Source organism: Streptomyces sp. TM32, from assembly GCF_004122755.1.
In the GTDB taxonomy this organism is placed as follows: domain Bacteria; phylum Actinomycetota; class Actinomycetes; order Streptomycetales; family Streptomycetaceae; genus Streptomyces; species Streptomyces sioyaensis.
On the sequence record NZ_SDIG01000177.1, the window covers coordinates 1 to 12219 of the forward strand.

Below are 12219 nucleotides of genomic sequence, written 5' to 3' on the forward strand. Positions count from 1 at the left end.
GCGGGAGGCGGGGCGCGCCCCCCGCCGGCGGCTTCGTCGTACGGGCGGGGCTTCGGTACGGGCGGGTGGCCCACCCGCCCGTACGGAAGCTCCGCCCGTACGACGAAGCCGCCGTCGGGGGTGCGCCGCGCCTCCAGCGTTCCGCCGAGGCTCTGGGCGCGCTCGCGCAGCCCGACCAGCCCGTGCCCGCCGCCGGGCAGCGCGGGGACCGTCGCCGTCGCGTCCGGCGGCCCGTTGCGGATCTCCACCCGCAGCCCGTCCCCCGTACGGCTCTCCCCGGCGCCCCCGGACCTGCCCGCGCCCTCCGCCCGCGCCGCGTCCAGCGGATCCACGCGTATCCGGACCCGCGCCCCCGGTGCGTGCTTGCGGACGTTGGTGAGCGCCTCCTGGACCGTACGGAAGGCCGCCCGCTCCACGGTCTTCGCGCCCTTCGCACCGGCCACCACGCCGCCCTCGTACGTCACGTCCAGCGCGCTCATTTCGATCAGCCGCGGCAGTTCGGCCAGATCGGGCTGCGGCGCGAGGGCCTGCGCCGCTCCGGTGTCGCCGCCGTCCGCCCGTAGCACGCCCACCATGTGCCGCAGCTCCTCCAGCGTCCGCACGGACAGCTCCCGGATCGTCCGGGCCCCGGCGCGCGCCGCCGCGTCCTCCGTACTGACCTGCACCGCCCCCGCCTGCAGGCTGATCAGGCTGACCTGGTGGGCCACCACGTCGTGCATCTCCCGGGCGAGCCGGGCGCGTTCGGTGGTCTTGACCCGGTCCGCGAGCAGCCGGTCCTCGCGCCGCAGACTGCGGGTCAGATCCTCGACGCGGGAGGCGAGTTCGCGCCGGGTGCGCATCAGCAGGCCCAGGGCGATCGGTGCGGCCGAGGTGACGGTGGCGTCGATCAGCACCAGGGTGTTCTCGCGGTAGTCGTCGAACTCGAAGTCGGAGATCGGATACGGGAAGAAGTGCGCGGCGATCAGCAGCACCGCGCAGCTGGCCAGCCGTGCCCGGCCGGGCCGGCGGGCGGCCAGGGTGTAGAGCCCGATCATCGGCGCGAACCAGATGTAGCCGATGTAGAGGCCGGGGAGGGTGAGGAGGAAGACCAGCAGAGGGAAGCGCCGGCGCACCAGCAGCACCACCGCGGCACCGACCGAGACACCCAGCTCCAGGCCCATGCCGACGCCGTTGACCAGCATCGCGTCGGCGATCGCGAGCAGCACCGGGACCGTCACCGGCGCGATCCGGCGCAGCAGCCGCGCCGGGGCCCCGTGTGCCGCCGTCCGCCCCGCGGCTGCCAGCCGCCCGGCGGGTCCCCGACGGCGCTCCCGCCCTCCGCCGGTGCTCACCACGACCCCCGCGGAGCGCCGGTCACCAGGCCCGCACGGTCGGCGACGATGGCCGCCTGGACGCGGTTGATGCCGCCCAATTTGCCCAGCAGGGCGCGCACATGGTCCTTGACCGTACTGGGGGCCAGCCCCATCCGGTCGGCTATCTGGGCGTTGCCCAGGCCCTCGCCGAGCAGGGCGAGCACCTCCGACTCCCGCGGCGTCAGCCCGCGCACCGCCCGGGTCGCCGCGTTCTGGTCCTCGGCGGTCAGATAGCCGCCGATCACCGCGCGCGTCACCCCCGGATCCAGCACGCTGCCGCCGTCCGCCAGCGTCCGTACGGCGCGGACGAGTTGTTCCGGGTCGGAGTCCTTGAGCAGGAACCCGGCCGCGCCCTCGCGCAGCGCCGCGGTGAGGTACTCCTGGGCGTCGAAGGTGGTCAGCATCGCCACCGCGGGCGGCTCGGGGGCGGCGAGCAGCCGGCGCAGCACGGTCAGCCCGTCCACGTCCGGCATCCGGATGTCGAGCAGCACGACCTGAGCCGCGCACTCCCGCACGGTCTCCACGGCCTGTGCGCCACTACAGTCCGCGACCATCTCGATGTCCGGGGCGGTCCCCAGGATCATCCGCAGTCCGGATCTGACCAGCCGCTCGTCGTCCACCACAGCGACACGGATCACCGGCCGCCCCTTTCTCCTACGCACCCGTTCCGAGCCCGCGGAACCGCCCGGCGCTGCGCGACTCCGTCCCCTGCCGTACGGGCCCGCCCTGCGACGGACCCTCACCCCCGCCGAGCGGCGGGGGTCAGCCCGCGACCTGTGGAGGATGCCCCGGGGCGGGCCCCGTTGGCAGAGTGGTCCTTATGCTGCACCACTGAAGAGGCCACAAGCCCAGGACGCGTTGCAGTTCACATCGGCGGCCGCCGCGACCCCCACACGCGACGGCCGTCTTTGGCTGTGCGGGGGCGGTCCGGAGGGGGATCTCCCCCGCACAACCAGGGCGTTTGCGGCGGCCCTTCGCTGACGGGGCGCTTTCACCCCGGGCGCGCATCCCGAGTCCCCGCAACCCGTCACGCCTCCCCGAGCGCGGTGGTGAACCGCACCGCCGGATACCGCAACTCCCGTGCGCCCGGCCCCTGGTCCGCACCCGCCCGGCCCCGGCCCGTGCCCGTCATGCCGGAGCCGTCGCGCCTGCGCCCTGCCGTTACGCCTGCCGTCACACCCCGCCGTGACGTCCCACCGCCGGTGTCCGGAAGCCCTCCGCCCGCACCCCGCCGTACGGCCCGAACCCGCGCCCGGTGGCCAGGACGACCACGGAGGTCATGGCCGCCAGGCCGTACGCCGTCGTGGCCATGGACAGCGCGCCCGCGGTCGTCTCGACGGACTGGTTGAAGAAGTCCGTGACGGTCAGCCAGACCACCGTGCGCACGGTCAGATACAGCTCCATCGCGGCGAAGACCAGGAGCGCGCCGCGGACTTCCCGTCGGCCGCGGAAGGCCAGTACGCCCAGGACCAGCAGGACGAACACCGACCCCAGGGTGGTGAACGCGGCGGACGCCGACATGTCGAGGGTGCCCAGCACCGAGCCGTCTACCGCATCGCGCAGATAGCGCAGCGCATCCGCGTCGGCGGCCGTCAGATCGGCCACCACCCAGCCCAGCCGGGCCAGACCCATCAGCAGGAACAGCACGCCGCAGATCCGCGACGAGCGGCGCCAGTCGGCTTCCGGGGCCGGCGCGCTCCGCCCGGCCGGGCGGGCGGAGCGCCACCGCTCGGTCGCCGGGAACATCACGCACAGCACGACCAGCGCCACCACCAGCCCCAGACCGCGGGTGGCCAGCGCCCAGCTGCCCAGCGGGTCGTTGCTGTACTCATGGCGGTAGGCGGCGTGGCACAGGCCCACGCCCTCCCGTAACGAGGCGGCGAGCAGCAGGAAGCCCGACAGCAGGGCGGCGGAGCGGGCCAGCCGCCGCCGCGCCAGCGCCAGACCTGCGATCACCAGGAAGGCGGCGGTGAAGGCCCATTCGTACGGGCCGAGCAGCGAGGGCGCGGCGGCGGAACCCGGATTGAACAGCCCCTCGATGAAGTCCCAGGCGCTGCCGTCGCCTTGGACGATGCCGCAGACCGTCCAGGCCAGCAGCGCGCCCGCGTACAGGGCCAGGCACAGACCGGTGAGGAGATAGGCGTCGCGGTGCTCCGGGGCGGCCCGGCCCGGGTCGGGGCCCGGACGGACGTCCACCGTTCCTCCGTCCTGCATCACCATGACCGACCCCCGCTCCGCCTCTCGCAGCTGTCGCACCGGCAGTTCCCGTACAACAGGCTCACTGTGTCAAGGACGGCGGGAGAGCCGGTGGAGGTTCCACCCCGTGTGTCGGGTGGTTCCCCTTCCGCATGATCAGCGCACCTGGCGGGCGGTGGCCGCGATGTAGTCCCGGATGCCCTGGCGGGTGGTCGCCCGCAGCGCGGTGAGGGCCTCGCGGTCCTCGACCCGGTGGAGCTCGGTCACCGCCGACATCACCCGCTCGCCGCGGTCGAGTATCTCCGGGTCGTCGGTGACCATCTGCGCCCGGAACATGGCCTCTTGGGCCGCGTAGCGGTTCTTGTAGATCTCCTCGCGCAGCTCCGGGGTGTCCTCGGCGCAGCGCTCGCCCTCATGCACCACGAACCAGCGGTGGACGAGGACCCGCCGGTAGTCCAGCAGCGCGCCCGCGTAGGCGCAGTACGCGTCGATCCGCTCCTGCCGCAGCCGCTCCGCGCGGGCGAACCGCTCGCTGCGGTCGGTCGCCCGGCTCTGGAAGAAATGGGTGATGCCCGAACCCAGCAGGGTGCCGATGACGGCCACCACGCTTGCCACAACTGCCTCCATGCAGGCAGTGGATCACAGCGGGGCCGGGCCGCGGCAGGGTGTGCGCGACCATGGCCGGTCCGGGTGCGCGCGCCCTGCCGGCCGGGAAGTGGTGCGGCAAGATGGGGCCATGGGGATCGTCGGTGGCGAGGGCAGACTGATCGGCGGCCGCTACCGGCTGGAGGTCCGGCTGGGCCGTGGCGGAATGGGGACCGTCTGGCGCGCCCGGGACGAGCTGTTGGGCCGCCGGGTCGCCGTCAAGGAACTGCACGTGGGGGAGGGTCCGGACGAGCCCGGGGCGCGGGTGCAGCGCGGCCGGGCGATGCGGGAGGCGCGCTCCGTCGCCCGGATCAAGCACCCCAATGTGGTCGTCGTGCACGACGTCGTCGAGCAGGACGGCCGGCCGTGGATCGTGATGGAGCTGGTCGAGGGGCCGTCGCTGGCCGACCGGCTGCACAGCGGGGGACCGGTCGCGCCCCGCGAGGCGGCCCGGATCGGCGTCGCGCTGCTGGGCGCCCTACGGGCGGCGCACACCCGCGGGGTGCTGCACCGCGATCTCAAGCCCGCCAACGTGCTGATGGAGCCGGGCACCGGCCGGGTCGTGCTCACCGACTTCGGGGTCGCGCAGGTCTCCGGCGTCCCGACGCTGACCGACACCGGCGGCTTCGTCGGCTCGCCGGAGTACACCGCGCCGGAGCGGATGGCCGGCCGCGGCACGGGGCCCGAGGCCGACCTCTGGTCGCTGGGGGTGCTGCTGTGTGCCGCGCTCAGCGGCGCCTCCCCCTTCCGCCGCGACTCGCTGGGCGCCGTGCTGCACGCCGTCGTGTCCGAGGAGATCGAACTCCCCGAAGCCGCCCGCCCGTTACGTGCCGTCGTCGACGGCCTGCTGGAGCGCGATCCGCAGCGCCGGCTGGGCGTCGCCGAGACGGAGCAGCTGCTGCGCGGCTATCTCCGGTCGGGCCGCGCGCCCGAGCGCGAGCACGATCCCGGCGCCGACGCCCATGCCGCCCTGCGCGACGGGGCCGAGGGCGGCCCGCCCGGTGAACACCCGCCCGGTGAACACCCGCCCAGCGAGGGCCCGTTGGCCGCGGGGGTGGGGCCCGCCGCCCCGGCCGGTCCGGGTCCGGCCCCTGCCGCGGGCGGCGCCGGGCGCACCGGCGGCCGTGCGGGCGGCCGCGCCCCGGGCGCTCCGGTTCTGGCGGCGTTCGACGACCGGGCGCTGGCCGCGGCCGCCCGCCCGCACACCGGCCGCACCCGCACCGCCCTGCTGGTCGCGCTGGCGGCGGTGGTGATCGGCGGTACGGGCGCGGGCCTGACCGTGCTGCTGACGCACCGGAGCGGGACCGACGACGGCACCGGCCGTTCCCGGCAGACCTCGGGCCCGGGGCCGGCGCGGGGCACCGGCGGCGCGACGCCCACCGTCACGGTCACCGCACCGCCCGCGCCGGCACCCGCCGCCACGCTCCCGGCCGGCTACCGGCTCGTCCGCGACCCGGCCGGCTTCGTGATCGCCGTACCGGCCGGCTTCCGCCGCGCGTCCGCGCACGACCGGGTCTCCTACTCCTCCCGGGACGGCCGCTTCCGGATCGGCGTCCAGCTGCAGAAGCAGCTGCCCCAGGGGCCGCTGGGCGCGCTGCGGACGGCGGACGCGCGGGGCCCCGCCGACCACCCCGGCTACCGGGAGGGCCGCGTCACCGAGACCACCCACAACGGACTGCGGGCCGGGCTCTGGCAGTTCGCCTGGGACGGCGGTGCGCACGACGGCGGCCCCCGGTACACCTATGACCTCTGCTGGGACCAGGGCGCCAAGACGATCGACGTGTGGATCTCCGCCCCGCTCGGCTCGCGCGGCGAGGCCCGACGCCACCTCGACATCGCGCTCGACGCCTTCCGGCTGCCGGGGGCCTGAGCCCGGCCTCCCGGTCGTCCCAGACCAGCGCCCTTGCGGCCAGCAGGCGCTGGCGCGATGGTGCGTACGTCGTGAAAACTCATTACTCCCGGGTACACAAAGCGTCCGGGGAGGCATACCCTCGCCGACATGACGGACTCGCAGGACACCGGAACAGCCCCCTCCGCCGCCGAGGCCCCCGACGACGCTCCCGCAACCACCGCGCCCGCGGAGGCCGCCGCCGCGCCTGCCGAGGCCGCCACGGCACCGGCCGAGGCCGCCACGGCACCCGCCGACGGCAACCCGGTCGCCCCCGCCCCGGCCGGCGCCCGGACCGCGGCCGAGGTGGTCACCCCCGAGTTCGCCGCCCGGCTCACCCGCGGTGTAGTGGGCAGCAACCGGACCGCCAACCACACCCCGTTCACCGGGGAGAAGCTGGCCGACCTGCCCGAGTCCACCCCCGAGGACGTCGCGACCGCCTTCGAGCGGGCCCGCGCCGCCCAGGAACGCTGGGCCAAGGTCCCGGTCCGGCAGCGTGCGGCGGTCCTGCTCCGCTTCCACGACCTGGTGCTCAGCCGCCAGGCCGAGGTGCTCGACCTGATCCAGCTGGAGACCGGCAAGGCGCGGCTGCACGCCCACGAGGAAGTGCTGTCGGTCGCGGTCACCGCCCGCCACTACGGCCGCAAGGCCCCCGCCTACCTCCGGCCGAAGGCGCACACCGGCGTCGTACCGACCCTCACCAAGGTCACCGAACTCCGCCAGCCCCGGGGCGTCATCGGGCAGATAGCCCCCTGGAACTACCCCTTCGAGCTGTCCGTCGGCGACGCCCTGCCGGCCTTCGTCGCGGGCAACGCCGTCGTCATGAAGCCCGACACGGAGACCGCGCTGACCGCGCTGTGGGCCCGTGAGCAGCTCATCGAGGCCGGGCTGCCGGAGGACGTCTGGCAGGTGGTGATCGGCGAGGGCCCGGTCGTCGGCCCCGCCGTCGTCGAGCACGCCGACTACGTCTCCTTCACCGGCTCGACCCGTACGGGCCGCGAGGTCGCCCAGGGCGCCGCAGCACGCCTGGTCGGCGTCTCCCTCGAACTCGGCGGCAAGAATGCCATGTTGGTCCTCCAGGACGCCGATGTGGAGAAGGCCGCCGCCGGCGCCGTCCGCGGCTGCTTCTCCTCCGCCGGCCAGCTGTGCATCTCCATCGAGCGGCTGTACGTCCACGAGTCCATCGCCGACGACTTCGTCCAGCGGTTCGCCGCCCGGACGAAGGCGATGCGGCTGGGCAACGCCCTCGCCTACGGCGCCGACATGGGCTCGCTGGTCGGCGAGCGCCAGCTGGAGACCGTCACCCGCCACGTCGAGGAGGCCGTCGCCAAGGGCGCCGAGGTGCTCGCCGGCGGGCGCCCCCGCCCCGACATCGGCCCGCTCTTCTACGAGCCCACCATCCTCGACGGCGTGCAGGCCCCGATGGCCGTCTGTGGCGAGGAGACCTTCGGCCCCGTCGTCTCGATCTACCGCTTCCGCGACGAGGACGAGGCGGTGGCGCTCGCCAACGCCACGCCGTACGGCCTGAATTCCAGCGTCTGGACCAAGGACGGCCGCCGCGGCCGCGCCGTCGCCGCCCGGCTGCGGACCGGCACGGTCAACGTCAACGAGTCCTACGCCGCCGGCTACGGCAGCGTGCAGTCGCCGATGGGCGGCATGGGGGACTCGGGCCTCGGCCGCCGGCACGGCTCCGAGGGCATCCTCAAGTACACCGAGGCACAGACCGTCGCCCAGCAGCGGTTGATGCCGATCGCTCCGTCCTTCGGGCTGACCGATGAGAAATACGCACAGCTGATGACCCGCAGCCTGCGCGCGATGAAGGCGTTCCGCCTGCGCTGAGGCCACCCGCGGCAGGTCAGCCGGCCCCGCCGCTCCGCCAGAACCAGCAGGGAGAGCCAGTGCCCCAGGACAACTCTGCCCGCCCCCAGGACCCGGACGGCGCCGGGACGGACGGCTACGACTACGACGTGCTCGTCATCGGCTCCGGCTTCGGCGGCGCGGTCTCCGCACTGCGGCTGACCGAGAAGGGCTATCGCGTCGGCGTCCTCGAAGCCGGCCGGCGCTTCACCCGGGAGACGCTGCCGAAGAACTCCTGGGACCTGCGCAACTATCTGTGGGCCCCGGCGCTCGGCTGCTACGGCATCCAGCGCATCCATCTGCTGGGCAACGTCATGGTGCTGGCGGGCGCCGGCGTCGGCGGCGGCTCGCTCAACTACGCCAACACCCTCTACGTACCGCCGAAGCCCTTCTTCGACGACCCGCAGTGGAAGGACATCACCGACTGGCAGGAGGAGTTGACGCCGTACTACGACCAGGCACGGCGGATGCTGGGGGTGCGGCTCAACCCGACGATGACGCCCTCCGACGTCCATCTGAAGGCCGCCGCGGACGCCATGGGCGTCGGCGACTCCTTCCACATGGCGCCGGTCGGGGTGTTCTTCGGGGACGGCGAGGACGCGGACGGCAGCGCGCGGGGGAATCCGGGGGCGGAGGTGCCCGACCCGTACTTCGGCGGCGCCGGCCCGGCCCGCAGCGCGTGCACCGAATGCGGGGAGTGCATGACGGGCTGCCGCCACGGCGCCAAGAACACCCTCAACGAGAACTACCTCCACCTCGCCGAACGGGCCGGTGCGGTCATCCACCCGATGACCTCGGTCGTCTCGCTGACCGAGGACTCCCGCGGCGGCTTCGCCGTCGGCACCCTCCCGACGGACAACAAGAAGAAGGGCGCGGGCCGTACGTTCACCGCCCGCCGCGTCGTCCTCGCGGCCGGCACCTACGGCACGCAGACCCTGCTGCACCGGATGAAGGACAGCGGCCTGCTGCCGTACGTCTCCGGCCGGCTCGGCGCGCTGACCCGCACCAACTCCGAGGCCCTGGTCGGCGCGCAGACCGACAACCGCCGCTACCGCAAGCGCCACGGCACGAACGCCGACTTCACCCGGGGCGTGGCGATCACCTCGTCCATCCACCCCGACGAGAACACCCACATCGAGCCGGTCCGCTACGGCAGGGGCTCCAACGCGATGGGCGGGCTGACCGTCCTCCAGGTGCCCTACCGCCCCACCGGGCGGGTCGCGGGCTGGCTGGCGAACGTGGCCCGCCACCCGCTGCTGGCCGTGCGGTCGCTGTCCAACCGCCGCTGGTCGGAGCGGACCATCATCGGTCTGGTCATGCAGTCCCTCGACAACTCGCTGACGACGTACCGGAAACCGAAGGGACTCGGCAAGGGCCTGCTCACCGCGCGGCAGGGCCACGGCGCGCCCAACCCCGGGCAGATCCCCGAGGCCACCGAGGCGGCCACCCTGCTCGCCGAGGAGATCAACGGCTTCGCGGGCAGCAATGTCGGCGAACTGATGGGCACCCCGCTGACCGCGCACTTCCTGGGCGGCTGCCCGATCGGTGCGGACGCCGAGCAGGGCGTCATCGACCCGTACCACCGCCTCTACGGCCACCCGGGCATCTCGGTCGTCGACGGCGCCGCGGTCTCCGCCAACCTGGGCGTCAACCCGTCGCTGACCATCACCGCGCAGGCCGAGCGGGCGATGTCGCTGTGGCCCAACAAGGGCGAGCCGGACCCGCGCCCCGCCCAGGGCCGCGGATACCAGCGGCTGACGCCGGTCGAGCCGGTCCGCCCGGCCGTCCCCGCGAAGGCGTTCGGCGCGTTGCACCTGCCGCTCCTGGCCGTCCCGCCGGTACCGCCGAAGAAGTCCGAGTCCGCCGGTCAGTAGGCGCCCTCGGGGCACCCGGACCGCGCACCCGATGGTGACAAGGGGGCCGCACCCGCTCCGGATGCGGCCCCCACCGCCCTGCGTCCGTTACGCGGCGGCGCCACCGTCCGTCCTACGGCGGCGGACGGCGAAGACCGCGCCCGCGCCGACGACCATGGCGACACCGCCCACGAGGGCGAGGGTGGGCAGCGCGGAGGACGCACCGGTCTCGGCGAGGTTCCCGGTCACCGGCAGCTTCTCCATACCGGCCTTCGGCTTGGCGGTGCCGACCGGCTTCCCGCCGCCCTGCGGGCCGGGCTTGTTACCGGGCTTGCCGGGCTTGGCCGGCGGGATCGTGCCGGGGTGGCTGCCGGCGGTCAGGATCGTGAAGTCGTACCACTGCTCCTTCGACCAGCCGCAGGACCCGTCCTTGTTCTGGTAGTCGCCCGCGACCAGCGCGAAACCGTCACCGGCCGTGGCGCCCTTGTCGGCGCGGATGCGCATCTTGAGCTCGGCGGTCTGGTGCCCGTCGAGCTGGAACCAGCCGAAGTACTCGCCGTCGGTCCACTCGTCGAACGAGGTCCACTTGCCGGTGTCCGGGTTCTGGTACTCCAGGTCGAGCTGGGACGTGGGGCGGTCCATGTGCTCGGTCGGCACCGCGTAGATGACCGGGTAGACCTCGTCGAGCGTGTGGTCCGTGGTGTTGGCCAGGTGCACGCTGAAGCCCTGCCAGCCGCCGCCGGCGACGAGCTTGGAGGGCAGATGGGCGACGGTCACCTTGATCGCGGCGTCGTCGACCGTGCAGTCGGACTCGTCCCCGTCGTCGCCCGGCTCGGTGGGCTCGGCGGAGGCGGAGGCGGACGGCTTGGCGGGGGTGCCGGTCTTGGTGCCGCTGCCGGGGGTGGCCGGGGCGGACGGCGCGGTGCCGCCCCTGGTCTCCGCACCGGTCGTGGCGTCGTCGCCCCCGGTGGTGTCGCCCGGCGCGCTCTCGTCACCGGCGTCCGGCGTCGCCGGCTGGGTGGTGGTGTCGCCGGACTGCTCCGTAGCGGGGGTGCCCGGCGTCGGCTCGGCGCTCGCGCCGGCCGCGGTCTCGGGACCGGTCGTCGCGAACGCGGCGGGGGCCGCCATCAGGGCGGCGGGCGTTATGACGGCCGTCGCGGCGGCGGCCGTCAGGGCACGGCGAAGCTTCATCGAGAAGACCTCTCGGGGTCCAGCGTGCCGAAATCCGGCACAAGTGGGTGGCGGGCCGTCGCGGTGGGGCGCGGTATGGCCGTGCGATTGCAGGTACATGACCAGCCATGGCTGAAAAAGGTTGTTCACTCAACCAGAATTGCCGCCGTGATGCCCGTCACATCCGTCACAGCTGACTCACAGGCTTCTCAAGGGAAACGCACAGGCCGCGTCCGGCCGGGGGCCCTGCGCCGGGCGCGCGCCCCCCATAGCGAAGGGCCCCGGATGCCGTCCGCGAGGGGGGTGCGGACGGGCCACGGGGCCCTTGGCTTTCGGTGCCGGCGTCAGGGCAGCGCCGGTACCGATGGCGGCGCTGGGGGGGGTAGCGCCGCTGGCTCTTGGGGTGGTGCGCGATGCTGCGGATCCCGCGGTGGCCGGATCCATGGCGTGGCAGAGGTCCCTGCCGGAAGCGGAGTGTGGTGCGTCAAGCATCGTCCTGGATGCGCCTCACCTGGCGCAACCGTTTCGACCGGATGCGGTCGGCCCCGGGCGTCCCCAGGGCCGACCACCCCATCGGATGTGACCGGGCTGCTGTCCCCTGCTGACCGGTCACTGCACGGAGCGAGGTCCCACGACGCGGACCGCGCTGGCGGTCGGCGTCTCATCGCTCCGGGGTCCCGCCCGTGGGGCGGCGTCTACGCGTAGTCCTGCAGGCCGCGCCTGGCTGGCGTGGCACCGGGAACAACGAAGCCTCGCGGCGGCCGGTCACGCGCCGTACGGGTGAGTCGGCAACCGAACGCAGGTCCGGCAATTGCGCCGGGCGCGCGCCCGCTCTGCCACGCGCTCCGCCGCTACCGGACGCCGGCCGGACACCGTCGGGAACCAGCCATGCCGCGGGCCCCGGACGCCTCAGATCTGGCCCCGGGACAGCTCCAGCAGGGTCATCGCCAGCGCGGTCCCGGGCTTGCCGAGCTGGTCGCGGTAGTGGGCGAGGATCTCCATCTCGCGAGAGAGGTTCACCCTCCCCCAGCTACCGCTGGGAGGTGCCCCCACCCCTCCCGAGCTGAGGCGCTCGCGCTGGATGACGGCCGAGACGGCCATCCGTTCTTGGACGAGGCCGATGATCCGGCCGTCGAGATCGTCGATCCGCTGCCGTGCGTCGGTGATGATCCCGGCGGCCTCCGGGGTGCGTGCCCCGGTCTGGGCGGCCTTCCGGCGGTGTGGAGCAGGGTTGGACTTTCGATTCTAACGGGCTCAT

Annotated in this window: 8 protein-coding genes and 1 pseudogene; 3 read left to right on the forward strand and 6 right to left on the reverse strand. The window is 74.0% G+C overall.

The features are described 5' to 3' along the window. The 4 genes from EST92_RS27180 to EST92_RS27195 all read right to left on the reverse strand — a co-directional run. On the reverse strand, window positions 1-1238 hold a 1238-nt coding region (locus EST92_RS27180), incomplete at its 3' end, for a histidine kinase (RefSeq protein WP_254069045.1). An 89-nt stretch (window positions 1239-1327) separates the two neighbouring features. Next, entirely contained in the window at window positions 1328-1990 is a 663-nt protein-coding gene (locus tag EST92_RS27185; protein ID WP_129283402.1) for a response regulator transcription factor, read from the reverse strand. A 535-nt stretch (window positions 1991-2525) separates the two neighbouring features. Next, window positions 2526-3608, reverse strand: coding sequence for a hypothetical protein (locus EST92_RS27190; protein WP_254069044.1), 1083 nt, complete (start codon window positions 3606-3608; stop codon window positions 2526-2528). Window positions 3609-3704: 96 nt separating this feature from the next. Continuing rightward, window positions 3705-4175, reverse strand: coding sequence for a hypothetical protein (locus EST92_RS27195; RefSeq protein WP_129283403.1), 471 nt, complete (start codon window positions 4173-4175; stop codon window positions 3705-3707). A gap of 109 nt (window positions 4176-4284) precedes the next feature. On the opposite strand from EST92_RS27195, the gene EST92_RS27200 reads away from it, so the two are divergent. The 3 genes from EST92_RS27200 (at window position 4285) to EST92_RS27210 (ending at window position 9812) form a co-directional block, all read left to right on the forward strand. Continuing rightward, window positions 4285-6063: a serine/threonine-protein kinase gene (locus EST92_RS27200; protein ID WP_129283404.1), complete on the forward strand. Its 1779-nt coding sequence runs from the start codon at window positions 4285-4287 to the stop codon at window positions 6061-6063. Between the two features lie 129 nt (window positions 6064-6192). Further along, window positions 6193-7920 carry a succinic semialdehyde dehydrogenase gene (locus EST92_RS27205; protein ID WP_129283405.1) on the forward strand — a complete coding sequence of 576 codons (1728 nt, stop codon included), beginning with the start codon at window positions 6193-6195 and terminating at the stop codon, window positions 7918-7920. Between the two features lie 59 nt (window positions 7921-7979). Then, window positions 7980-9812, forward strand: coding sequence for a GMC family oxidoreductase (locus EST92_RS27210; RefSeq protein ID WP_129283406.1), 1833 nt, complete (start codon window positions 7980-7982; stop codon window positions 9810-9812). Window positions 9813-9899: 87 nt separating this feature from the next. Here EST92_RS27210 and EST92_RS27215 read toward each other — a convergent pair whose 3' ends face one another. Both EST92_RS27215 and EST92_RS27220 read right to left on the reverse strand, forming a co-directional pair. Beyond that, window positions 9900-10982 carry an LAETG motif-containing sortase-dependent surface protein gene (locus tag EST92_RS27215; protein WP_129283407.1) on the reverse strand — a complete coding sequence of 361 codons (1083 nt, stop codon included), beginning with the start codon at window positions 10980-10982 and terminating at the stop codon, window positions 9900-9902. Between the two features lie 888 nt (window positions 10983-11870). Then, window positions 11871-12170, reverse strand: a pseudogene (locus EST92_RS27220) (chorismate mutase); the annotation flags it as partial. Between the last annotated feature and the right edge of the window lie 49 nt (window positions 12171-12219).